At 72.8% G+C, this 24,359-nt stretch carries 17 protein-coding genes and 1 pseudogene; 11 read left to right on the top strand and 7 right to left on the bottom strand.

The annotated features are described in order from the left end of the window. Positions 1-5: 5 nt before the first annotated feature. Together ASE68_RS04770 and ASE68_RS04765 are read right to left on the bottom strand one after the other, a co-directional pair. Positions 6-1,052, bottom strand: a complete 1,047-nt coding sequence (locus tag ASE68_RS04770) for a Xaa-Pro peptidase family protein (RefSeq protein WP_200921669.1) — start codon at positions 1,050-1,052, stop codon at positions 6-8. Then, positions 1,049-2,071 carry a LacI family DNA-binding transcriptional regulator gene (locus tag ASE68_RS04765; protein WP_055855629.1) on the bottom strand — a complete coding sequence of 341 codons (1,023 nt, stop codon included), beginning with the start codon at positions 2,069-2,071 and terminating at the stop codon, positions 1,049-1,051. Before ASE68_RS04765 ends, ASE68_RS04770 begins: the two co-directional genes overlap by 4 nt. Positions 2,072-2,268: 197 nt before the next feature. Here ASE68_RS04765 and ASE68_RS04760 point away from each other — a divergent pair, with 197 nt between their 5' ends. From ASE68_RS04760 to ASE68_RS04740, 5 genes and pseudogenes are all read left to right on the top strand, one after another. Further along, positions 2,269-3,297: an NAD(P)-dependent oxidoreductase gene (locus tag ASE68_RS04760; RefSeq protein ID WP_082462012.1), complete on the top strand. Its 1,029-nt coding sequence runs from the start codon at positions 2,269-2,271 to the stop codon at positions 3,295-3,297. Next, positions 3,294-4,214: pseudogene (locus ASE68_RS04755) on the top strand (5-dehydro-4-deoxyglucarate dehydratase); the annotation flags it as partial. The gene ASE68_RS04760 and the pseudogene ASE68_RS04755, both read left to right, overlap by 4 nt. A gap of 149 nt (positions 4,215-4,363) precedes the next feature. Beyond that, positions 4,364-5,428, top strand: coding sequence for a mandelate racemase/muconate lactonizing enzyme family protein (locus tag ASE68_RS04750; protein WP_055855626.1), 1,065 nt, complete (start codon positions 4,364-4,366; stop codon positions 5,426-5,428). Between the two features lie 71 nt (positions 5,429-5,499). Next, positions 5,500-7,062: an aldehyde dehydrogenase (NADP(+)) gene (locus ASE68_RS04745; protein ID WP_055855623.1), complete on the top strand. Its 1,563-nt coding sequence runs from the start codon at positions 5,500-5,502 to the stop codon at positions 7,060-7,062. 115 nt (positions 7,063-7,177) lie between these two features. Further along, entirely contained in the window at positions 7,178-8,341 is a 1,164-nt protein-coding gene (locus ASE68_RS04740; RefSeq protein ID WP_055855619.1) for an MFS transporter, read from the top strand. Positions 8,342-8,416: 75 nt separating this feature from the next. Here ASE68_RS04740 and ASE68_RS04735 read toward each other — a convergent pair whose 3' ends face one another. Beyond that, positions 8,417-9,826, bottom strand: coding sequence for a Gfo/Idh/MocA family protein (locus ASE68_RS04735; RefSeq protein ID WP_157421547.1), 1,410 nt, complete (start codon positions 9,824-9,826; stop codon positions 8,417-8,419). Between the two features lie 264 nt (positions 9,827-10,090). Between ASE68_RS04735 and ASE68_RS04730 the strand changes: the two genes are divergently transcribed. The 4 genes from ASE68_RS04730 to ASE68_RS04715 all read left to right on the top strand — a co-directional run bounded on the left by ASE68_RS04730 (position 10,091) and on the right by ASE68_RS04715 (position 15,270). Further along, complete coding sequence (locus tag ASE68_RS04730) at positions 10,091-11,158, top strand: LacI family DNA-binding transcriptional regulator (protein ID WP_055855617.1); 1,068 nt, start codon at positions 10,091-10,093, stop codon at positions 11,156-11,158. 676 nt (positions 11,159-11,834) lie between these two features. Next, the gene (locus ASE68_RS04725; protein WP_055860714.1) at positions 11,835-13,028 is read left to right on the top strand and encodes a Gfo/Idh/MocA family protein; all 1,194 of its coding nucleotides are present in this window, start codon (positions 11,835-11,837) and stop codon (positions 13,026-13,028) included. 2 nt (positions 13,029-13,030) lie between these two features. Further along, positions 13,031-14,395, top strand: a complete 1,365-nt coding sequence (locus ASE68_RS04720; RefSeq protein ID WP_082462007.1) for a dihydrodipicolinate synthase family protein — start codon at positions 13,031-13,033, stop codon at positions 14,393-14,395. Further along, positions 14,392-15,270, top strand: a complete 879-nt coding sequence (locus ASE68_RS04715) for a sugar phosphate isomerase/epimerase (protein ID WP_055855615.1) — start codon at positions 14,392-14,394, stop codon at positions 15,268-15,270. Before ASE68_RS04720 ends, ASE68_RS04715 begins: the two co-directional genes overlap by 4 nt. A gap of 636 nt (positions 15,271-15,906) precedes the next feature. Here ASE68_RS04715 and ASE68_RS04710 read toward each other — a convergent pair. Further along, positions 15,907-17,775 carry an ABC transporter ATP-binding protein gene (locus tag ASE68_RS04710; protein WP_055860711.1) on the bottom strand — a complete coding sequence of 623 codons (1,869 nt, stop codon included), beginning with the start codon at positions 17,773-17,775 and terminating at the stop codon, positions 15,907-15,909. A 45-nt stretch (positions 17,776-17,820) separates the two neighbouring features. On the opposite strand from ASE68_RS04710, the gene ASE68_RS04705 reads away from it, so the two are divergent. Both ASE68_RS04705 and ASE68_RS04700 read left to right on the top strand, forming a co-directional pair. Beyond that, on the top strand, positions 17,821-19,179 hold the full coding sequence (locus ASE68_RS04705; protein ID WP_055855612.1) for a GNAT family N-acetyltransferase: 1,359 nt from the start codon (positions 17,821-17,823) through the stop codon (positions 19,177-19,179). A 215-nt stretch (positions 19,180-19,394) separates the two neighbouring features. Further along, a complete protein-coding gene (locus ASE68_RS04700) occupies positions 19,395-20,969 on the top strand; it encodes a peroxidase family protein (protein WP_055855608.1) in 1,575 nt (524 codons plus the stop codon). Between the two features lie 145 nt (positions 20,970-21,114). Here ASE68_RS04700 and ASE68_RS04695 read toward each other — a convergent pair whose 3' ends face one another. The 3 genes from ASE68_RS04695 to ASE68_RS04685 form a co-directional block, all read right to left on the bottom strand. Next, on the bottom strand, positions 21,115-22,239 hold the full coding sequence (locus ASE68_RS04695) for an AI-2E family transporter (RefSeq protein ID WP_082462004.1): 1,125 nt from the start codon (positions 22,237-22,239) through the stop codon (positions 21,115-21,117). 177 nt (positions 22,240-22,416) lie between these two features. Next, a complete protein-coding gene (locus tag ASE68_RS04690; protein ID WP_055855602.1) occupies positions 22,417-23,586 on the bottom strand; it encodes a serine/threonine-protein kinase in 1,170 nt (389 codons plus the stop codon). 141 nt (positions 23,587-23,727) lie between these two features. Further along, positions 23,728-24,249 carry a MarR family winged helix-turn-helix transcriptional regulator gene (locus ASE68_RS04685; protein WP_055855599.1) on the bottom strand — a complete coding sequence of 174 codons (522 nt, stop codon included), beginning with the start codon at positions 24,247-24,249 and terminating at the stop codon, positions 23,728-23,730. Positions 24,250-24,359 lie beyond the last annotated feature (110 nt).

Genomic DNA, 24,359 nt, shown 5'->3' with positions numbered 1-24,359 from the left:
ATGTCTCAGCCCAGGTCGAGCTCGAGCGGCCGTTCGACGCCCGCGATCGACACCGTCGGCCAGCGCGGGTCGACCGTCAGCACGTCGATGCGACCGGAACCCGCGAGCACGGTGTCCTCGACCTTCGCGCCAGCGGCCGTCGGGTTCCACGCGAACGCCTGGCCCTCGTGCACGACGTCGGCGATGCCCGGCACCGCCCGCGGATCTCGCCCGGCGTATCCGGCCGCCCCGCCCTGGTGGTGGTGCCGCCACTCGTCGGCGTCGAATCCGTGTCGCGGGTACGCGGCGACGCCGGCGTCGAACACCTCGCCCAGGGTCGCGCCGGGCCGGGTCGCCGCGAAGACGTCGGCCTCGACGTCGAGGATCCGCCGCATCGCGTCCTGCTCGCCATGCGCGGCCGGCCCGAACCGCAGCCATCTCGTCGCGTTCGCGATGAGGCCGTGCCGCCGACCGCAGACGACGAGCATCGCACGGTCGCCGATCGGCGCTTCGGTGGCCAGCGGATGCCGGTGCACGAGCCTCGAGCGCCCGGCCACGAGCGTCACGAGCGGGTCGATGCCGCGCGCGGCGAGCTCACCGGCGAGGCGGGCGGCGAGCCGCCGCTCGGTCACGGCGGGATCCGCGGCGGACGCGACATCCGTCAGCACCTCGGCGACCTCGCGGCAGAGTCGTCGGTACCGGTCGAGCTCCCCCGGCAGCATGCTCGCGCGGGCGGCGCGCAGCTCGGCGGCGGCGTCGGCCTCGTCGAGCTCGGCCACGCCGGGTGCTGCGAGGGTCTCGTGCCAGGGCACCTGCACGACGTCGAGGCGGTCTGTCGAGACGAGTTCCTCGCCGAGCAGGCGGTCGGCCTCGTTCGCGAACACCCGCAGCTCGTCGCCGCCCCGCCGCGCGACGACCGCCGCGACAGGGTCGCCCGCGAGCGACACGTGCGTGCGCGCGCCGTCGAGGTACCACGACACGGCCGTGTGCGATCGCAGCACGATCGACGCCGCGCCCCGGCGGTCGAGCAGGTCGAGCACGCGGGCGCGCTTGACGGCCCGGTCGGCGATCATGCGACGGCCTCGACGACGGCCGCGGTGCTGCCGCGCGCCTCGAGCCGAGGGCTGTAGAGCACCGAGTGCTCGACCGGCCCGCCCTCGATGAGGGTGCGCAGCCGCAGCCACACCTGACCGCCGATCTCGCCGCGCGGCACCGACATGCTCGTGAGCCGCGGCGTCGCGAAGCCGGCCATGGGCACGTCGTCGAATCCGGCGATCGAGAGGTCGCGCGGCACCTCGACGCCGAGCTCGTGCAGGCGCGTCATGAGGCCGAGGGCGACGAGGTCGTTGAAGGCGATGACCGCGGTGCAGCCGTCGCGGTGTGCGGCGAGCACCGCATCGGACGCCGCGTAGCCGTCGTCGAGGCGCGAGCCGCCCGGCACCTCGTCGATGCGCACGTCGGGGTGGGCGGCGAGCGCCTCGGCGACCCCGCGGCGGCGCTCGGCGTTGGACGCGCTGGTCGGCGGGCCGCTGACGTAGGCGATGCGGCGGTGGCCGAGGTCGTGCAGGTGGTCGACGAGATCGCGGATGCCGCGCACGTAGTCGACCCCGACCACGGGCACGTCGGCGCCCGGCAACGGCCGGTTCACGACGACGACGGGCGAGACCGCGTCGACGAGGGCGCGGAGCTTCGCCTCCGGCATGCGTGGCGCGCAGAGCACGAGCGCGTCGCAGCGCTGTCTGGCCTCGACGGCGATCGCCTCCTCGTCGTCGACGTTCTCGGCGGTGTCGGCGACGAGCACGCGATAGCCGTCGCGGGCCGCGGCGAGGCTGAGCCCCTTGAGGATGCCCTGGAAGAGCGGGTTCTCGAGGTCGGGCACGACCATCGCGACGGTGTTGTTGCGCCCGTTCACGAGGCTGCGCGCCGTCGGGCTCGGGCGGTAGCCGAGCTCGGCGATCGACGCCTGCACGCGCTGCACGATCTCGGGATCGACGGTCGAGCGTCCGTTCAGCACGCGGGAGACGGATGCCTGCGAGACGCCCGCGTGCGCGGCGACGTCGGCGATCGTGGTCGCCCTGCTGCGCTGGCCCATGTGGATCCTCCCGTTCGTTCGCGACCCGGCTCACGGCGTGGCCCGGCTGCGCGAGGGCGACGCGAGAAACCGATTCCCCGAAACGATCCCGGAGTTGTCGGCGGCCTCAGTCGTGACCTATGGTAGCGACCAGAAAGCGGTTTCCCAACCGCATCCGAAGACCATCCCCGGCCTCACCGGCTCACCGAAGGAGCGACATGCGGGTCATCGTCACCGGTTCTGCGGGCAGGCTCGGGCGCAGCGTCGCCGCCGGCCTCGCGGCATCCGGCCATCAGGTCGTCGGGGTCGATCGCACGACCGCCGACCTCGCCGGGGTCGACGAGCGCAGGGTCGACCTGATCGACGCGTTGGCCACCCAGCGACTCTTCGACGAGGTGCGCCCCGACGCCGTCGTGCACCTCGCGGGCATCGCCGTGCCGTTCAGCGCCCCCGAGCGCCGCATCCTCATGACGAACACCGCGCTCGTGCACACCGTGCTGGCCGCCGCCGTCGAGGCCGGCGTCGAGCGCGTGCTCGCCGCGAGCAGCCCGACCGTGCTCGGCTACAGCGCGCCGACCTGGCACGCCGATCGGCTGCCGCTCGACGAGGCCACCACGCCCGAGCCGGCCAACGCCTACGCGCTCTCGAAGCTCGTGATCGAGCAGACGGTGCAGATGTTCGCGCGCACCTCGCCCGGCGCGTTCGGGTTCTTCCGCCCCTGCTACGTCATCTCCCCCGAGGAGTGGGCCGGCGCCCCCACGCAGCAGGGCCACACGCTCGAGCAGCGCCTTGCCGATCCCGCGCTCGCGGCCGTCAGCCTGTTCAACTACCTCGACGCGCGCGACGCCGCCGACTTCGTCGGAGCCTGGCTCGACGCGCCCGCCGAGCTCATCGACGGCGAGGGCTTCTTCGTCGGCGCCGCCGACGCGCTCGCCGTGCACCAGGTCGCCGACCTCTGGCGCGAGTTCGCCCCCTCGATCGGCGAGGCGGCCGATGCGCTCGGCCACGGCCGCCCCGTGTTCGCGATCGACAAGGCCGAGCGACTGCTCGGCTGGCGGCCCGAACGCACGTGGCGCACCGAACTCGAGCCGGCGGCGCTCGAGCGGGTGCTCGGGGCGTCCGACCGCCCTTCGTCGGCAGAGCGCCCATCGGCGTCCGACCGCGCCGCATCCGACCACGCCGCATCCGACCGCGACGACGCAGACCGCACCCGACACGCAGACCGACTCGAAACGAGGGCCAGATGACCACCACCACCCCCCTGCAGGCGCCCTCGTTCGACGGCGTGCTGTTCTTCCCGGTCACGCCGTTCGGCGCCGACGGCGCGCCCGACCACGACCTGCTCGCCGAGCACGTCGACTCGCGGCTGCCGTTCGGCCCCGGCGGCGTGTTCCCGGCGTGCGGTACCGGCGAATTCCATGCGCTCTCGGCGGGCGAGGCGATCGACGTCGTGCGCACCACGGTGCGGACCGTCGACGGGCGCGTTCCCGTCATCGCGGGCGCGGGCGGCCCGCTCGGCCACGCGATCGAGCTCGCGCGCGGCGCCGAGGCCGCGGGCGCCGACGGCCTGCTGCTGCTGCCCCCGTACCTCGTCTCGGGCACGACCGCCGGACTCGTGGCGTGGGTCGAGGCGGTCGCCGCGGCATCCGACCTGCCCGTGATCGTGTACCACCGCGGCACGGCGCGCTACACGGCCGACGCCATCACCCGCCTCGCCGCGAACCCGAAGGTCGTCGGCTTCAAGGACGGCACGGGCGACATCGGCCTCGCGCAGGAGATCGTGCTCGCCGCCGAGGCTGCGGGCCGCGACTTCGCGTTCTTCAACGGCCTGCTCACGGCCGAGCTCAGCCAGGGCGCGTACCGCGGCATCGGCATCCCGCTGTACTCGTCGGCGGCGTTCGCGATGATCCCCGAACTGGCCGCCCTGCACTACCGCGCCTACACCGACGGCGACGAGGCGACCCGCCTGACCCTGCTCGCCGAGTTCTACCGGCCCCTCGTGAGCCTGCGCGATGAGACGCCCGGCTTCGGCGTCTCGCTCATCAAGGCGGGCCTGCGCCTGCGCGGCCTGCCCGTCGGCTCGGTGCGCCCGCCACTCGTCGACCCGACGCCCGACCAGGAGCAGCGCCTCGGCGCGATCCTCGAGCGCGGGCTGGAGCTCGCCGAGCGGCTCGGCGGCGGTTCGGACCGAGCGGATGCCTCCGGCGCGAGCGCCGGCCGGGTCTCGGCGACGGGCGACGCGGCCGACGCGACCGACGGGGCCGACGGGGCCGCAGCGGCCGCTGCGGCGAGCGCCGAGGCGGTGCCGGCCCGGTGACCGCGGCGATCCGGAGCCTCGCGACCCGGCGCATCCGCGTTCCCCTCAGCCGCCCATGGGGACCGGACGTGCGCGACCTCTCGCTCGTCGAGGTCGTCGTCGAGGATTCCGACGGCGCGCAGGGGCGCGGCTTCTCGTGGACCCCGTCGATCGGCGCGGCCGCCGTCGAGGCCCACCTCGCGAACGACATCACCGCGTTCGCACTCGGACGCGACGCCGACGCGGCGACCCTGTGGCATCCGCTCTGGGCGCACCTGCACGAGGGCGGCAGCGGCGGCATCACCACGATCGCGATGGCCGGCCTCGACCTCGCCCTCTGGGATCTCGCGGCCCGCCGCGCCGGGCTCGGCATCACCGACCACCTCGGCCGGCAGCACGACGCGGCGACCGTCTACGGCAGCGGCGTCAACCTGCACTACCCGCTGCCCGAGCTCGTCGCCCAGGCCGAACGCTGGGTCGAGGCGGGCTTCGAGGCCGTGAAGGTCAAGGTCGGCAGCCCCCACCTCGCCGACGACGTGGCCCGCATCCGCGCGGTGCGCGAGGTGCTCGGACCCGACCGCGGGCTCATGATCGACGCCAACCAGCGCTGGAGCCTCGAGCAGGCCGAGCGCGCCATCGGCGAGCTGTCGGCGTTCGACCTGGGCTGGATCGAGGAGCCCCTTCGGGCCGACGACCTCGCCGGGCACGTCGCCCTGCACGCACGCATCGATGTGCCGATCGCCCTCGGCGAGAACGTGCACACGCGCTACCGGTTCGCCGAGTTCATCGACGCCGGCGCAGTGGATCTCGTGCAGCCAAACATCGTGCGCGTCGGCGGCATCACGCCGTTCCTCGAGATCGCCGCGCTGGCGACCTCGCGCGGCGTCGACCTCGCCCCGCACCTGCTGCTCGAACTCTCGGCGCAGCTCGCGCTCGCCCTACCGGGCGATCACCTCGTCGAGGCCGTCGAGGACGCCTCGTTCGAGTCGCTCGGCGCGCTCGCCTCGCCGACTCCGATCCAGGTCGACGCGAGCCTCGCGCGCACCACCGGGCAGCTCGGCCTCGGCCTGCAGTTCGCCTGACCGCTTCGAACTGCGGATGCCGCGGCATCCGCCCGACCCCGCTCGACTCGCTCGACCCCTCTGGAGGACGCATGACCACCGACCGCTCAGCCCTCGCCGCACCGTCGACGGATGCCACGGCGCTCGTCGACGAGGCCGCCGCCGCGGCCCGCCGGGCCTTCGCCACGACCGTCGCGTCGACCGCCGCCGAGCGGTTCGCCTGGCTGACCGCCGTCGCCGACGCGCTCGACGCCGCGCGCGACGAGCTCGTGCCGCTCGCCGACGAGGAGACGCACCTCGGCCCCGTGCGCCTCACGAGCGAGCTCGCCCGCACGACATCGCAGCTGCGGCTCTTCGCGCGCGCGATCGTCGAGGGCTCCTACCTCGAGGCGACGATCGACCACCCGGATGCGACGACGATCCCGCCGACGCCCGACCTGCGGCGGATGCTGCGGCCGCTCGGACCCGTCGCTGTGTTCGGGGCGTCGAACTTCCCGTTCGCGTTCTCGGTCGCGGGCGGCGACACCGCGTCGGCGCTCGCCACCGGATGCCCCGTCGTGGTCAAGGGCCACTCCGCGCACCCCCGCCTGTCGCGACGCACCGCCGCGATCGTCGGCGACGCCCTCTCCGCCGCGGGCGCACCCGACGGCGTGTTCGCACACGTCGAGGGACGCGCGGCCGGCGTCGCCCTGGTGCAGCACCCCGAGATCCGGGCGGTCGGGTTCACCGGCTCGCTGCACGGCGGGCGAGCGCTGTTCGACCTCGCGTCGTCGCGTCCCGACCCGATCCCGTTCTACGGCGAGCTCAGCGCCGTCAACCCGGTGCTCATCACGCCGGCCGCCGTCGAGGCGCGCGCGACCGAGCTCGCCGCCGGCCTCGCCGCGTCGTTCACGCTCGGCGCCGGCCAGTTCTGCACGAACCCGGGCGTCGTCTTCGTACCCGCGGGCTCCGGCTTCGCCGAACTCGTCGCCGCGCAGGCGGTCGGGTCGGGCGATGCGGATGCCGCGGTGCCGATGCTCACCGACGGCATCGCCGCCGCGTTCGCCGCCGGGGTCGCCGCACTCGCCGCCCATGCCGACGTGCGGGTCGTCGCGGGCGTGGTGAGCGGGCCGGGCCGGCCGGGCCGGCCGGGCCGGCCGGACGACGTGGACGGGTCGGGCAACGCCCCGGCCGCGGCATCCGCCACCGGAACCGGCTCGCCGGTCGTGCTCGCCACCACCGCCGCCGCCGTCGTCGCCGACCCGCAGGCGCTCTTCGCCGAGTGCTTCGGCCCGTCGACGCTCGTCGTGGAGTACGCCTCGATCGACGAGGCGCTCGCGGCGATCCGGGCCGTCGGAGGCAGCCTCACGGCCACGGTGCACGCCGAGCCCGGCGAGGACCTCGCCGACATCCTCGCCGTGCTCACCGAGATCGCCGGGCGCGTGCTCTTCGCCGGATGGCCGACCGGCGTCGCGGTGAGCTGGGCGCAGCAGCACGGCGGCCCGTGGCCCGCGACGACGACCATCCACACGTCGGTCGGCGTCAGCGCGATGCGCCGGTTCCTCCGGCCGGTCGCCTACCAGGAGGCTCCGGATGCCGCGCTTCCGCCCGAACTGCGCGAGGCGAACCCGCTCGGCATCCCCCGCCGCGTCGACGGCGTGCCGACCCTGCCCTGACGCGTCCGAGCGACGCCGGCCCGCGGCATCCGCTCGCGACGACGGCGGCGTCGGCTGCGCCCCGAGCCCGCGGGTACGCTCGAACCCTCGTGTCCCGTCACCAGTTCGCCGCCCCATGAGCGCCATCGCCTACCTCGCCGCCGCGACCCCGCCGCGCCTCGCGGTCGGCGGCATCACGGTCGCGATCCCGGTGCTCGCCGTCGAGCAGCTGGGCGACGTCGCGCTCGGCGGGCTCCTCGCGGCCGCGGCGCTCGGGCCGAGCATCGTCGCCGCACCGATCGTCGGCGCCGTGCTCGACCGCACCCGCCGGCCCGGCGCCCTCGTCGCCGGCGCCGGCGTGGTGACGGCCGCGGCGTTCACGATCGCGGCCTTCCTCGGCGCCGTCGCGCCCGGCATCGTCGCGGTCGCCCTCGTCGTGGCCGGCATGGCGACGCCGTTCGTCATGGGCGGCCTCTCGAGCTTCGTCACGGAGGCCATCCCCGACGAACGCCGCGCCTACGCGATCGATGCCCTCGCCTACAACCTCGGCGCGGTCGTCGGCCCGGCGACGGTCGCCGCGGCCGCCGCGTTCGGGTCCGCCAGGCTCGCCACGCTGCTCATGGCCGGCAGCGCGCTGCTGGGGGCGATCGGAACGATCCCGCTTCGCCTCCGACCGGTCGCCGCACAACCGCACGGCTCCATGCTGCGCACCATCGCCGCAGGGTTCCGGCACATCTCGACCCACCGGCCGCTCGCCGTGATCACCTCGAGCGGAACCATCAGCCAGTTCGGCGCCGGCGGCCTCGCCATCGCGGCTGTCGCCCTCTCCGTGCAGCGAGGCGGCGACGCGGGCGGCGGCGCACTCATCGTCACGGCCTTCGCGATCGTCGGCCTGCTCGGCGCACTCTGGAACTCGGCGAAGACGCCGGCCTTCCGGCCCGAGTTCACGATGGGTGCCGGGTTCGCCGCGACGGGCGTGTTCACCGTGCTCGCGGCGTTCGACCTCGGCACGCCGTGGACGATCGTCGCCATCGGCGCCTCTGGCCTGTTCACCGCGGCGAGCTCGGCGGCGATGCTCCTCATCCGCAAGCAGCAGAGCCCGCCCTCGCTGCGCTCCCAGGTGTTCACGGTCGGCGCCGGCCTGCGCGCTGCCGCGGCCGCCGCGGGGGCGGCCGTCGCCGGCCTCGCCGCCGGGCTCGGCGCGGAGGCGCTCCTCGTCGCGATCGGGCTCGTGTGGATCGCCTCCGGCGCGATGCTGTTCGCCTACCCGCGGCACGCCCCGGCCATCGACGGCGCCTGACCGGCCTCCCCCGGCGCCAGCGCCGGCCCTCCACGTCCGAATCGGTGACGGATGCCGCGGCATCCGCCCTGGAGGTCAGACCCCGAGCTCGAGCTCGCCGATGAGCACAGGCCTGCCGGTCTCGAGCGAGAGGTTGCCGGCGATGCCCACCGACACGGCGCGCACGCCGTCGGCGTAGCCGGCCACGCGGCCGAGGGGCGCGTCATCGGTCACCCTTCGGAAGAGGTGATCGAGCAGGAACGCGTCGCCGCCGCCGTGGCTCCCGATGCCCTCGGGGATCGGCACGACCTCGGCGCCCTCCCAGTGCCGTTGCACGACGAGCCGCTCGCCGTGCGGCCGCACGTCGTCGCCGGACGAGGCATCCGGATGCATCGAGGGGTCGACGATCACGCGGCCGTCCTCGCCGATGAGCACGGCCCCGCGCTCGACGACCTCGAGCTCGGCGCGACCTTCGGTGCCGTTCACGGTCACGCGGTAGCCCTCCCAGGGGGCGTGGGCGTTCAGCGAGTAGCTGAGCGTCGCGCCGGAGTCGTAGTCGACGAGGGCGGCGAGGTTGTCCTCGATCGTGATGCCCGCGTCGAACACGTCGCGGTCGCGCAGGTAGCCGTCGTGGTGCTCCTGGTCGAGGTAGAGCTCCTTCATGCGGGCGTCGCCGGCGAGGTCGAGCGCGAACGGGTCGCCGCTCGTGCCGGTGCCGCGCGATGGACGCTCGCCGAGCCCTCGCGCCTCGGCGTTCTCGGCGCCGTAGAAGCGCAGGCCGCCGCTGGCGAAGACGCGCACCGGGGTCGCATCGATCCACCAGTTGACGAGGTCGAAGTGGTGCGACGCCTTGTGGATGAACAGGCCCCCCGAGTTCTGCTTCTCGCGGTGCCAGCGGCGGAAGTAGTCGGCCCCGTGCACCGTGTCGAGCGCCCACTCGAAGTGCACGCTCGTGACCCGTCCGATGCGTCCGTCGGCGATGACCCGGCGCAGCGTCGAGTTGCGCGGGCTGTAGCGGTAGTTGAACGTCGTGATGACCTCGCGGCCGGTCTCGGCGATCGCCTCGCCGATGCGGCGCACGCTCTCGGCGTCGATCGTGAGCGGCTTCTCGACGACCACGTCGGCACCCGCCCGCAGCGCCCGCACGACGTACTCGGCGTGCGTGAAGTCGGGTGTGGTCACGACGACCCGGTCGATGCGCTCGTCGACGATCATGCGCTCGAGGTCGTCGACGGCATAGCGCACGGGCGCCGGATGTCCCGTCGCGACGACCTCGCGCTCGTAGACGTCGAGCCGGCCCGGGTTCACGTCGCACCAGGCGACGAGGTCGGCGACCTCGGCGACATGCTCGGCGCCGAACGCGGTTCCGGACATCGCGGCGATGTACATGCCCGCGCGGCTGCCCGTGCCGATGAGCGCGTAGCGTTCGCGCCCGGGCCCGCGCTCGTGCCCCTGCTCGTGCCCCTGCTCATGTCCGCGCTCGCGTCCGGGTTCGTGCTGCGCCATGCTGTGCTCCATCGCCTCGCTGGTGGGTGGCGGCATCTGCCGAGAAACCGCTTGCTCAGCGGCATCCGTCTCACGCCCGGATCGGCGGGAAACCTGCGGGAAAGCGCTATCTCGCTTTCGCTACAGGTCTACCAGAAACACGTGACGCGGCAAAACCCCCGTCACCCGCGACCCGCGGTAGAGTCGAGGCCCATCGGCCCGTACGGCACGACGAACCGCGCGACGACCCCGCGCGATCCGGCCGACCTGCGACCAGGAGGACCCATGGCTGAGGGCGGCCCCCAGACCCGGCGATCGACGCCGGCCACCCTGCACGACGTCGCCCGAGAGGCCGGCGTCTCACTCGCCACCGCATCGCGTTCGCTGAACGGCAGCACCCGCAAGGTCAACGAGGAATACCGCGAGCGCGTGCTCGCCGCCGCCGCGAAGCTCGGCTACACGCCGAACCTCTCGGCCCAGGCCGTCGCCCGCGGCACCTCCACCACGGTCGCCCTGCTCGTGGCCGACATCGCCGACCCGTACTTCTCGTCGATCGCCGCCGGGGTCGTCGGCGCCGCCTCGGGCGAACGACTCATCGTCACCATGGCCGAGACCGAGCGCGACAGCGAGCGCGAACTCGAGCTCGTGCGCGCCATGCGCGGCCAGCGACCCCGCGTGATGATCCTCTCCGGCTCCCGCTCGATCGACGACGGGCTCGCCCCTGCGCTCGAGGCCGAGCTCGCCGCCTACGAGCAGACCGGCGGACGCGCCGTCTTCATCAGCGCGAGCGACCTGCCGTTCCGCACACTCCCGCTGGCCAACCGGTCCGGCGCGAAGGACCTCGCCACCGAACTCCACGCGCTCGGCTACCGGCGCTTCGCCGCGCTCACCGGGCCCGAGTCACTGCGCACCGCGCACGACCGCATCGCCGGCTTCACCGAGGGCCTCGCCCCCTTCGGCACCGGCCTCGCCGACGACCGCCTCGTGCGCACCGCGTTCACGCGCGACGGCGGATACGAGGGCATGCGCGAACTCCTCGAACGCGGACTCGGCGACACGCAGCTCGTGTTCGCGCTCAACGACGTCATGGCGATGGGCGCCATGTCGGCCGTGCGCGACGCCGGCCTCGAACCGGGGCGCGACGTGGCCATCGCCGGCTTCGACGACATCCCGACCGTGCGCGACGTCACGCCGCGCCTCACGAGCGTGCGCATGCCGCTCGAGCGCATCGGCGAGCAGGCGCTGCGCCTGGCCCTCGACGACGAGGCGGATGCCGCATCCGCCCGCGCCGCGTCGGCCGACGTCTCGACCGAGGTCGTCATCCGCGAGAGCACGCCCCGCCTCGAGGCGTAGGCCGCACCACTCCGCTCGCCGCCTCCCAGTACTGCGGCGCTCCTGCTGCCCGCGCGCCGGCCGCGCGTCGACCCGCCGGCCCGCCCGCCGGACCACCCGTCGGACCGCCGATCGGACCGCCCACCCCTCGGACCGCCGCCCGAGCGACGACCACGCAGCAAGGACGCTCGTTGCGGTCCGATCGCCTTCGACCCCGCAACGCACGTCCCCGCCAGCTAGGACACCCTCGCCTCTCGACCCCCACGGATGCCGCGGGAACGGATGCCGCGGGCCGGCGCTCCCCGAGCCTGCTTCGGCCGCAGCATCCCTTCCGCGAATGTCCGAAATGTCGGATACACGATCCGGCTCGCCGGCCGAAGGCGCATTGGAGCGGCGTGGCGGATCGTATATCCGACATTTCGGACATCGACCTCCCGCCGACCCGTCACCCGCCGACCCGCCACCCGCGGGCCGCCCCGGCCCCCGCCCGCACTCCCCCGCACCGGGTCTTGCGCGCCGCACCCTCGTGTGCCACACTCGGGTAAACGCTTTCCCAGCGCAGGACGCGGCACCGATCGCCTCCTGCCCCGTCCGAACAGGAACCACCGTGGCAGACACCGCAGCCCCCGCAGGCACCGCAGCCTCCGCACCGCAGGCACCGCAGGCACCGCAGGCGCCCCAGACCATCGGCATCATCATGAACGGCGTCTCGGGCCGCATGGGCTACCGCCAGCACCTCGTGCGCTCGATCCTGGCGATCCGCGAGCAGGGCGGCGTGCTCCTCGGCGACGGCGAGACCCGGGTGCAGGTCGAGCCGATCCTCGTCGGCCGCAGCGAGAAGAAGCTCGCCGACCTCGCGGCCAAGCACGGCATCGAGCACTACACGACGAACCTCGACGAGGCGCTCGCCGACGACCGCTGGCAGATCTACGCCGACTTCCTCGTGACGAAGGCGCGCGCGGTCGCGATCAAGAAGGCGATCGCCGCGGGCAAGGCGATCTACACCGAGAAGCCGACCGCCGAGTCCTTCGAGGAGGCGCTCGAGCTCGCCCGCCTGGCCGACGAGGCCGGCATCAAGAACGGCGTCGTGCACGACAAGCTCTACCTGCCGGGCCTGCAGAAGCTCAAGCGCCTCATCGACTCGGGCTTCTTCGGCCGCATCCTGAGCGTGCGCGGCGAGTTCGGCTACTGGGTCTTCGAGGGCGACTGGCAGCCCGCTCAGCGCCCCAGCTGGAACTACCGCGCCGAGGACGGCGGCGGCATCATCGTCGACATGTTCCCGCACTGGAACTACGTGCTCGAGAACCTCTTCGGCCGCGTCGAGTCGGTCTACGCGAAGGCCGTCACCGAGGTCCCCGAGCGCGTCGACGAGCGCGGCAAGACCTACGCGGCCACGGCGGATGACGCGGCCTACGCGATCTTCGAGCTCGAGGGCGGCGTGGTCGCCCAGCTCAACTCCAGCTGGACCACGCGCGTCAACCGCGACGAGCTCGTCGAGTTCCAGGTCGACGGCACGCACGGCTCGGCCGTCGTGGGCCTCTTCGGCTGCAAGATCCAGCCGCGCAACGCGACCCCGAAGCCCGTGTGGAACCCCGACCTCGCCGACGCGCACGACTACGCCGGCGACTGGATCGAGAGCCCCGGCAACCGCGAGTTCGAGAACGGCTTCAAGACGCAGTGGGAGGAGTTCATCCGCCACGTCGTCGAGGACGCCCCCAACGAGTTCGACTTCCTCGCCGGCGCCCGCGGCGTGCTCCTCGCCGAGCAGGGCCTCGCGTCCAGCCGCGAGGGCCGCCGCATCGAGATCCCGGTCGTCACGCTCGACTCGGGCCTGAGCACCGCGGATGTCGCGGCCGCCGTCGAGGCTCCCGAGTTCGCCGGGGCCCGCTGACCATGACCACGCTCACCCTCCTCGACGCCGACGGCGCACGGCGCGCCGTCGACCTCGCCGAGGCGCCGACGTTCGCCAAGCCGCGGCATCCGCTCACCAGCCGGGTCGCGTACGCGGCGGCGCACGTCGTGCCCAAGGCCCACGCCGACAACACGCCGGGGCAGCCGGCCGAGATCGACTGGGATGCGACGCTCGCGTTCCGCCACCACGTGTGGTCGTGGGGTCTCGGCGTGGCCGATGCGATGGACACGGCCCAGCGCAACATGGGGCTCGACGCGGCGGCCACGCGCGAGTTGATCTCGCGCAGTGCGGCCGAGGCGGCATCCGTCGGCGGCAGGCTGGTCGTCGGCGTGAACACCGACCACGTCGACGATGAGCAGATCTCGCTCGACCAGGTCATCGACGCCTACAAGGAGCAGCTGCACCACACCGAAGATGCGGGCGCCGGCGTCGTGCTCATGGCGAGCCGTCACCTCGCGCGCGCTGCGCAGACCGCTGACGACTACCGCCGCGTGTACCGCGAGGTGCTCGCCGCGGCGGGCGGGCCGGTCGTGCTGCACTGGCTCGGCACGGCCTTCGATCCGAGCCTCGCCGGCTACTTCGGATCCGACGACACGGATGCCGCGGCCGAGACCCTGCTGCAGATCATCGGCTACAACGGCGACAAGGTGCAGGGCGTCAAGATGAGCCTGCTCGACGCCGATGCCGAGATCGCCGTCCGGCGCCGCCTGCCCGAGTCGGCGCGCATGTTCACGGGCGACGACTTCCACTACGTCGGGCTCATCGAGGGCGACGAGCAGGGGCACTCCGACGCCCTGCTCGGCGCGTTCTCGTGCCTCGCGCCGAACGCGTCGGCCGCGATCCAGGCGCTCGACCGGGGCGACGTCGCCGGCTACCGCGAGATCCTCGCGCCGACCGAGCCGCTCTCGCAGCAGGTCTTCGCCGCGCCCACGTACTACTACAAGACGGGCGTCGCGTTCCTGTCGTGGCTGAACGGCCACCAGGCGGCGTTCCAGATGGTGGGCGGCCTGCACGCGGCCCGCAGCCTGCCGCACCTCTCGCGCATCGTCGAGCTCGCCAACGCGTCGGGCGCCCTCGAGCGGCCAGAGCTCGCGGCGGCCCGCTGGCACTCGCTGCTCACCCTGAACGGCGTCGACGTCACGACGGTCACGGCGACGGATGCCGCGGGCGAGGCGGATGTCGCGGGCGACGCCGCTTCGGCCGGGCAGGCCGGTCCTGCGTCCGCGGCGACCGCGGCGGCCCCGGTCGGACATGCCGCCCACGCGGCACCTGCCGAGGCTGCAGAGGACTCCGCGTCGGCGGACGCCGTCGACGCGGCATCCGTCGACGAGGAGGTGCACGCGTGAGCGCGCACCCCCGCCTGTCGATGAACCAGGCGACGATCAAGTACGCGCCGCTCGACGACGCCCTGCGCGTCACCGCCGAGGGCGGCTACGAGTCGATCGGCCTCTGGCGCGAGCCCGTGCAAGCCGTCGGGCTCGACGAGGCCGCTCGCCGCTTCGCGAGCTCGGGGCTGCGCCTGTCGACGTACTGCCGCGGCGGCTTCTTCACGATGCCCGAGGGCCCGGCCCGCCGCGCGTCGATCGACGACAACCGTCGGGGCATCGACGAGACGGCGACCCTCGCGGCGGTCGGCGCGCCCGGCAGCACGCCCGTGTTCGTGCTCGTCGCGGGCGGCCTGCCCGAGGGGTCCACCGATCTCGTCGGCGCCCGCTCGCGTGTGGCCGACGCCCTCGCCGAGCTCGCCCCGTACGCGGCATCCGCCGGCGTGACCCTCGCGATCGAGCCGCTGCATCCGATGTACGCGTCGGACCGCGCCGTCGTCTCGACGCTCGGCCAGGCGCTCGACCTCGCCGATCCGTTCGACCCGTCGGTGGTCGGAGTGACGGTCGACACGTTCCACGTGTGGTGGGACCCCGACGTGCTGCCGCAGATCGCCCGCGCCGGGGCATCCGGCCGCATCGCGACCTACCAGGTGTGCGACTGGAACACGCCGCTCGCCGTCGACGTGCTGCTCTCGCGGCACGAGCCCGGCGACGGCGTCATCGACTTCGCGAGCCTCACCGCGGCGGTCGAGGCCACCGGCTACGACCGCGACATCGAGGTCGAGATCTTCAACCAGGAGATCTGGGATGCCGCGTGGCCCGACGTCGTCGAGCGCACCGCACGTGCGTTCGGCGCCGCCGTCGCGCCGCACCTGCGGGCATCCGTGACCGCGTAGCCGCCGCACGTCGGACCCGAGCCGCCGAGCCTCTCGATCCCCTCTCGTCGCCTCGACGGGAGGGGATCGTCGCGTCGGGAGGTACCCTCCGCCCGAACGCCCTCCCGAGCCGCCGAACTCCTCCCACCGCTCAGGCGACGCTGCTCAGGCGAACGCTGCTCAGGCGAACGGCGCCTGCTCAGGCCGATCCACGGGGTTTCGGCCTGAGCAGCGGCCGGATGCCTGACTCCGATCCCCCCTCGTCGCCTCGACTGGAGGGGATCGTGGCGTCGGGAGGCCCCGTCCTCCGGAAATCGCCCTCCCGAGCCGCCGAACTCCTCCCACCATGTCGCTCACGCGCCACGCACGCCCGCACGCCGGCATGCCCACCCGCCACGCACACGCCACACACACACACACACACACACACACGCCATTCAGGCGCACGGAGGCTGCTCAGGCCGAAACACGACCGAACGGCCTGACGCGGCGACGTTCGCCTGAATTCCGTGCGAGCCGCGCCGAGCCGGGTCGAGCGGAGCCGGGTCGAGCGGAGTCGGGTCGAGCGGAGTCGGGTCGAGCAGGGCCGAGCACGCACGCAACAGGGTCGCCCCACCGGACGGGGCGGGGCCCGACTGCGGCCGCCCGAGGCATCCGCTACGCCGACTGCACCCGGTCGAGCTCGGCGTAGCGTCCGTCGGCGGCGATGAGCTCGGCGTGCGACCCGATCTCGACGATGCGCCCGTGCTCGAGCACGACGATGCGGTCGGCCGAGCGGATCGTCGACAGGCGGTGCGCGACGACGAGGGTCGTGCGTCCGCGCATGAGGTGCTCCAGCGCCACCTTGATCTTCGCCTCCGACTCGGGGTCGAGGGCGCTCGTCGCCTCGTCGAGCAGCAGCACGCGGGGGTCCCGCACGAGCGCGCGGGCGATCGAGAGCCGCTGCCGCTGCCCGCCAGAGAGGCGTGCACCGCGTTCGCCGACGACCGTGTTCCAGCCGTCGGGTTGGGCGTCGACGATCTCGAGCGCGTTCGCGTCGCGCAGGGCGTCGAGCACGCGATCGTCGTCGACCTCGCCGAGCCCGTAGGCGACGTTGTCGCGGATGCTGCCCTCGAACAGCACCGACTCCTGCGGCACGACCGAGACGAAGCTGCGGAACGTGCGCAGGTCGAGCTCCTCCATGTCGGCGCCGTCGAGCAGCACACGTCCGCTCGTGGGCCGCAGGAACCCGAGCACGAGGTTCAGCAGGGTCGACTTGCCCGATCCGGATGACCCGACGAACGCGATCGTCTCGCCGGCACGGATGTCGAGGTCGAGGTCCGAGAGCGCGGGGCGCCGCGCCCCGCCGCCACGCCCTGGCGACGCAGCTCCGGCGGCCGCGACATCCGCCGTATCGCTGCCCGGACCCCTGCCCGCATCGCCGCCCGCACCCCCGCCGTTGTCGTCGTACCGGAAACCGACGCCCTCGAGCGTGAGATCGCCGCGCACCGCGACGACCGGCCGCTTGCCCTCGTTGCGTTCGAGGTCGGGGTCCTGCATGACCTCGCCGATGGAGCGGATCGACTCGGTGCCGCGCGCGATGATCGGCAGCAGCATGAGCAGGTTCGTCGCGGCGCCGGTGAGCAGCGCGAAGTACGAGCTCAGCAGCACGACCTGGCCGGGCGTGATCGGGATGAGGCCGGTGATCGAGACCCAGGCGGCGAGCACGAGGCATCCGATGCCCAGGAGCTGCAGGCTCACCCACGAGAGCGACGCGAAGCGCCCGTTGAGCAGGTCGAGCTGGAACCCGGCCGCGCGCACGCCCTCGGCGCCGTGCGCGACCCGGTTGACGGCGGTCTGCTCGAGGCCGTGGGCTCGCGTGATGGGCAGCAGGGTCGCCATCTCGCCGACGCGGGCCGAGAACTGCTCGACCTCGCGGCGGAACGAGGCGTTGCGCATCGCGCTGCGACGGTTGAGGATCGCGCGCAGCAGCACCGCGAGCGGGATGGCGAGCGCGTAGACGGGCAGGAACGCCGGCACGTTGATCGCCGTCATGACGACCGCGCCGATGAGCACCATGGTCGCCGACAGCAGCGGGTGCGCGGTCTGCTGCAGCATGACCTCGACGTTCTCGACGTCACGCACGACCTTCGTCTGCACGACGGCGGAGTTCGCCCGCGAGTGGAAGCCGATCGAGAGCGCCTGCAGCCTGGCGGCGAGCGCGTTGCGCAGGTCGGCGCCGATCGCGCGCACGGCGCCCATGAACAGGCGCGTGTACTGCACGTGGTTCGGGTAGTTCTGCGCGAGCGCGACGACCGCGACGCCGGCCCAGATCATGAGCGTCGAGACCGGTCCGCCGGCCACGACCACGTCGATGATGGCGGCGGTGATGACGGGCAGGAGCCAGAGGGGCGTGTCCTTGAGCGTGAAGAACGCGACGGCCGCGAGCACGCTCCGGCGGTGCAGGTCGAGCAGGCGGAACACGGACCGCGCGGGGTGCTGTCCGTCGATCGCGTGCTCGAATCGGGAAAGCGCTTGCCCAGTCATGGTCCCATTCTGCCCCGAATCCGCGGCCATGGGTACGCTGGGAGCATGTTCGATCCCCGCAGCATCCCCGCCGATCAGTCCACGATCGACGCACTCCGAGGCCGCGGACTCGACTACCGCGAGGTCGACCCGGCCGACGAGACCGCGCTGCAGGCATGGGCGCAGGCCGAGACCCGCGGCTTCCACCACGCGAGGCCCGAACCGGCCGAACTCCGGCGCGAGCTGCGCATCGCCAAGCAGCGCAGCGTCCGGGGGGTCTACGACCCGAGCGCACACGACGCCGCAGTGCCCGTCGCGACCGTCGACGGCTGGCCGTCGGGCCTCAGCGTGCCCGGCGGTCGGAGCGTCGACGCCTGGGCCGTGAGCGCCGTCACCGTCTCCCCCACGCACCGCCGCCGCGGCATCGCCCGCGCACTGCTCGAGGCGCAACTGCGCTACGCCAGCGAGGCGGGCGCCGCCCTCGCCATGCTCACGCTCACCGAGGCCACCATCTATGGGCGCTACGGGTTCGGCCCCGCGGCATCCGCGGCGACGATCAAGGTCGACCGGCGTCGCGTGCACTGGATCGGCCCGGACGTACCCGGCCGCGTGCAGTTCGTCGAACCCGCCGACCTCATCGCCAAGGCGCCCGCGATCGCGCGCCGCGCCGTCGCGCGCACGCCCGGCGAGATCGACCGCTGGCCGGGGCTGCTCGAACGCCACCTCGGGCTCGTCGACCCCGACAGCGCGGCATCGCGGGCCCTGCGCGTGGCCCGGTACGACGACCGGTCCGGCCAGGCGCAGGGGTTCATCGCGTACACGGTCGGGCGAGAGCCGAACCAGCCGGGCGTCGTCGAGTGCGACGTGTTCGTCGCCGCGACCGACGAAGCCGAGCGCGCACTCTGGCACTTCCTCGTCGAGCTGGACTTCGTCACCGAGATCCGCGCGCGCCTGCGCAGCGTCGACGAGCCGCTTCCGTGGCTGCTCGAGGACCAGCGCGCCGCGAGCATGCACGACGTCGTCGACCACCTCTGGCTGCGCGTGCTCGACCCGATCGTGGCGCTCACGGCGCGCGAGTACGGCGCATCGGGCACCCTCACGCTCGAGGTCGCCGACCCGCTCGGGCACGCGGCCGGCACCTACGTGCTCGACGCCTCGGGCGTCGGGCACGCCGAGGTGCGCAGGGCCGACGAGGTTCCGGATGCCGCGGCCGCCGCATCGCGTTCCGGCCGCCGCTCGCGCGGGCAGGCCGCGCACGGGCTGCGGCTCGATGTGCGCGAGCTCGGCTCGGTGTACCTCGGCGGCGTGCGCCCGTCGGTGCTGGCCCGCGCCGGACGCATCGACGAGCTCTCGCCCGGCTCGCTCGCCCTCGCCGACCGCCTGTTCGCCGCACCGCGCACCCCGCACCTCAGCATCTGGTTCTGAGCGCGGCTGCCTCCGGCCCCCGGTTCCCGGCGGCGCTCGCGCCTCGACCCGCCCACGCCTGCGGCTGCGCCTGCGCCGCATCGGCCCACTCAGGGCCATCACTGATGAGCATTCCTCAGCACCGACCTACACTCGCCGTGTTCACCCCCGCAACCGCCGCGATGGCGTCGCCGAGCCGTCGCTGCGCACGGGCCCATCGCTGGAGGGCGAGAACCATGCAACACGCGAGCAAGCACTCGATCGTGCCCCTGAACGTGCCCCACTCCCGCAGCCACGAAGGGCGCTTCGGGCGCCTCTTCGGTCGCGGCTTCACCCCGTGGTCGCCTCCGGGGTCCACCGACGCCGAGAAGGAGGCGGCGATCCGCACCTTCGCGATCGACGAGATGTTCGCCGACGGCGCCCCGCCCGACAGTGCCACGCCGGTCGGCTACACGTATCTCGGCCAGTTCATCGACCACGACATCACGTTCGACCCGCAGTCGAGCCTCACGAGGCACAACGACCCAGACGGCCTGCAGAACTTCAGGTCGCCGAGGTTCGATCTCGACAGCCTCTACGGGCGCGGCCCCGACGACCAGCCGTACCTCTACGACCACGTTCGCGTGCTGCCCGACGGGTTCCCCGGGTTCCTCAAGGTCGGCACGGGCGAATCGCCGAAGGAACCCGATGTGCAGCGAAACGCCGACGGCATCGCACTCATCGGCGACCCGCGCAACGACGAGAACCGCATCGTCTCGCAACTGCAGCTCGCATTCGCGCTCGCGCACAACAGCACGCTGCAGAAGCTGGCGGACGCCCCGGTTCCGGCTGGTGAGATCGCGCCGACCGGACGGAAGCTGTTCCTCGAGGCTCAGCGCATCACCGTGTGGTTCTACCAGTACGTCGTCTGGAACGACTTCGTCTCGCGCATCGTCGACGACAAGGTCTTCGCCAAGGCGATCTCGTTCGACGAGGACGGCGGCGATGCCGGCGGCCCGTTCTACTCGGTCACCTACGGACTCGAGGACGTGTACGACTGGAGCGAGAACCCGTTCATGCCGGTGGAGTTCTCGGTGGCCGCCTACCGGTTCGGGCACTCGATGATCCGCGCCGAGTACCAGCTCAACATCGAACTGCAGCGCAGCGTCGGCGTCTCGCCGCCGATCGGAACCCAGTTCGGCAAGCCGATCTTCGCCACCCCGGGAGTGACCCAGCCGTCCGTCCCGGTACCCGGCCCGCCCGACCTGCGCGGCGGCTCACCCCTGCCCGACCGGCACTCGCTGCAATGGGACTGGTACTTCGACTTCCCGTCTTCGGGCGGGCCGTTCCCGCAGAGGGCGCACAAGATCGACACGCATCTCAGCAAGTCGGTGTTCACGATCCCTGGCGGACCGACGCCGAACCCGCTCGCGGAGCTCAACATCCGTCGCGGCTGGCGCATGGAACTGCCGTCGGCCACCGACGTCGCCCACGCGCTGCACATCCGCCCGATCGAGAATCTCGCCCCCATGGAGGAATCCCTCTGGGTCTACATCCTCAAGGAGGCGAGCGAGGCCCCCGCCGATGGCGAGCACCTCGGCGCGGTCGGCTCGACCATCGTCGCGGCGGTGTTCTCGGGGCTGCTGCGAGGTGACGCGTTCTCCTACCTGAACCGGGATCCCCACTGGACGCCGGCCAAGGAGAAGGCCGGCGGCGTCGCGCTCTTCGAGAAGATCTCGACGGCGGATCCCGAGAAGTGGGAGATCACCGACCTGCTCGCGGCCGCGGGCGTTCCGGTCGACGGCCAGGCCATCGCCGACCTGTTCGCCTGACCCTGTTCGCGACGCCCTCTTCGCGACGCCCTGTTCGCGAGAGGACACGTTTCGGCGGTCGGCACGCCCTGCCGACCGCCGAATACCGTCCACTCGCCGCCGGTGCCGGTGCCGCCGGCCGGTGCCGGTGCCGGGCCGCCTGCCGTCAGTGGGCGTCCTGCCTCGGGAAGATGACCTTCTCGACGATGATGATGAGCGACGCGGCGACCGGGATCGCGACGAGGGCGCCCAGCACCCCGCCGAGCGTGCCGCCGGCGACCGCCGCGATGACCACGAGCGCGCCGGGCACGGCGACCGCCTTGTTCATGATGCGCGGGCTCAGCACGTAGGCCTCGACCTGCATGTAGATGAGGTAGTAGATCGCCGCGACGAGCGCCGTGAGCGGCGAGGCGGCGAGGCAGACGAGCGAGATGATGACGGCGCCCGTGAGCGTTCCGACGAGGGGCACGAGGGAGAGCAGGAACGCGATGAACGCCAACAGGATCGGCGCGGGCGCGCCGATGATCGTGAGGAAGATGAGGCTCAGCACGCCGTTGACCGCGCCGAGCGAGAACTGCCCGATGACGTAGCGGCCGACGGATCCGGTGATCTCATCGGTCACCTCGCGGTACTTGCCGCGCGAGCTGGCGGGCACGAACTTGGTCGAGTAGCGCTTCATCGAGTCGAGCGAGGCGAGGAAGTACAGGGTGAGGATCAGTACGATCGTCGCCCCCGTGAATCCGCCGGCGATGCCGACGCCGACCGCGAGGATGCCGCCGCCGAGGGCCCCGAGGTTCGCGGGATCGGCGAGCCAGTCACCGGCCGAGGCGATCGCGTCGTCGATCGCGTGGTCGCCGCCGCCGAGCGCGTTCAGCCACGCCACGAAGTCGCTGTTCAGCACGTTCTCGCGGATGTCGTCCCAGTTCTCGACGATGATCTTGGTCTGCTCCACGATGATCGGCACGATCGTCGCGATGAGTCCGACGAAGATGCCGATGACCGCGGCGAACACGATGAGGATCGCCGCCCAGCGCGGCAGCGAGCGCCGCTGCAGCCAGCTCACGACCGGGTCGAGGCCGAGCGCGAGGAACAGTGCGAGCGCGACGTAGAGCAGCACGGTGCCGAGCTGCGAGACGATGCCGCCGAGCAGGATGGCGAGCAGCACGCCGAGCGCACCGACGAAGCCGATGCGGAACGACCGGATCCTCACCTCTGGCGCGTGCACCGTGCTGTCGGTCGTGATCTCGGCCGCCGGTTGCCTGAGCGTTTGCGGTCGTGCGCGTCTCCACATGGATGCGACGCTACGCGTCGGCGCACCCCCGCGAAAGGGTGCCGCGCCGATCATGACTCACTTACCTGGTTAGCGAGTTCAGTGGTACGATCTGGGCCCGCGAGCGGGTCGATCGGCGCGAGCGGATGCCGCGGGCGATCCGTTGCCGGGCCCGCGAGCCGACCGCGACCCGGGCCGTCAGAGGGCCGTGACACCGGCGACCATGCCGACGACGAGCGCGGCGAGGACGATGAGCACGCCCGCCACCGAGCTGGCGACGATGGCCACTCGCGCCGTGCGATTCGAGGCCTTCGCCCGCGCGCCGCCCGTCGTGCGAAGACCGCCGGTCGTGCGAAGACCGCCGGTCGTGCGAAGACCGCCCGTCGTGCGGAGGGAGCCCGTCGTGCGCGCCGAGCGGGTCGCGCCCGCCCTGCGGGTCGTGCGCGTCCGGCGAGTCCTCGCGAGGCTGCGGCTGCGCTCGCCGCCGCTCCCGCGCTTGCCTCGGCCCTCGATGATCATCGAGCGGATCAGGTCGCGCAGCGTGGCGGCGACGTCGTGCGCGTTCGGCCTGGCCGCCGGGTCGTCGTCGGTCATGGCGAGGAGCAGGTCCTGCCATTCGGCGCCGAGCTCCTCTGGCACGACCGGAGGCCGGTGCAGTCGGGCGAGAGCCGCCTCGATCGGGGTGCCGGTGTACTCCCGTTCGCCGTTGAGCGCTTCGAGCAGGACCAGGCCGAGGGAGTACACGTCGCTCGGCGTGCCGACCGGCTCGCCGCGCGCCTGTTCGGGCGAGATGTACGCCGCCGTTCCCATGATCGCGCCGTCGTTCGTCAGGCGGGAGCCCTCGACGAACTGCGCGACGCCGAAGTCGGCGAGCTTGGCCATGAGCGTGTAGCCGAGCGCCGGCGACTCGTCGAGCAGCACGTTCTCGGGCTTCACGTCACGATGGACGATCGACCGGGCGTGCACGTAGCTCAGCGCGTCGGCGAGCTGTGCGCCGAGGTCCGCCACCTGACGCGGCTTCATCGGCGACCGCGCGAGGCGGTGTTCGAGCGAGCGGCCCTCGACGAGCTCCATGACGATGAAGCGTCGGGGGCGCCCGTCGTGCACCATGGTGCCGGCGTCGTGGACGCCGACGAGACCGGGGTGGCTCAACACTCCCAGCAGGTGGATCTCGCGTTCGCGACGCTGCTGGTCGGCGATCGTGCCGCTCTCGTCGCGGAAGAGCTTGATCGCGACCTCGCGTCCGAGTTCGGTGTCGCGGGCTCGATACACGTCGGCCATTCCGCCGGAGCCGAGGTGACCGAGCACGTCGTAGCGAGGTCTGGTCGGCGGGTCGACCACCGGGTCGGCTGGAATCGGATCGGTCATGCTGGGGCTCCTGCGGTCGTACGTCGCGAACGGATGGCGCACGCACCGGTTGCCCTCTGCGTTTTCGCTAGTTTATCTAACGAAATTCGCGCCCGGAGGGCCTTGACAACGCGACCGCCGCATGTCCTCGCGGCGTCGGGGTCAGGCGCCGCTCGCGCCATCCGCCTGCTCGTCGGGCGTCGGCACGCCGTCGACGGCCTCCCGCATGAGATCCAGGAAGCGCAGCACGGCCGTGGCCTGATCGGCCGTGAGCGACTCGGCGACGTCGATCATGCGTCGGTGCATGTCCCCGAGGGTCGTGCGCACCTCGTCGTCGCTGTCGATCGTCGCCGCGATGACGAGTCCGCGTCGATCGGTCGGATGCGGTCGACGCTCGACATGCCCGCTGCGCACCAGCCGGTCGATGAGCACGGTCGTCGACGCCGTCGAGATGCCGAGGTACGCGGCGATGTCCTTCGGGCTCACCATGCGACCGGCCGATCGTTGCTTGAGCAGGAACCGGATGGCGAGCAGGTCGGTCTCCCCCATGCGCATCGCGGAGCGGGTACGGCGTCGCATCGCCGACTCCGCGGCACGATAGTCGCGCAGGGCGTCGAGCACCGCGACGCTGCTCCGGGTGCGGTCGTCGGCGTACCAGTAGTGCGAGGACCGCGGTTCACCCATGCGGACATCCTACGCAGACTGGTAACTAGACCGTCTAGGGATTCGAGGGGCGCGCGGCGACGTCGAAGCGGATGCCGCGGCATCCGATGCCCGAGTCGGGAATGGATCCC

It is taken from the genome of Agromyces sp. Leaf222, assembly GCF_001421565.1.
Classification (GTDB): Bacteria; Actinomycetota; Actinomycetes; order Actinomycetales; family Microbacteriaceae; genus Agromyces.
This window is presented reverse-complemented; position numbering and strand designations above follow the sequence as displayed.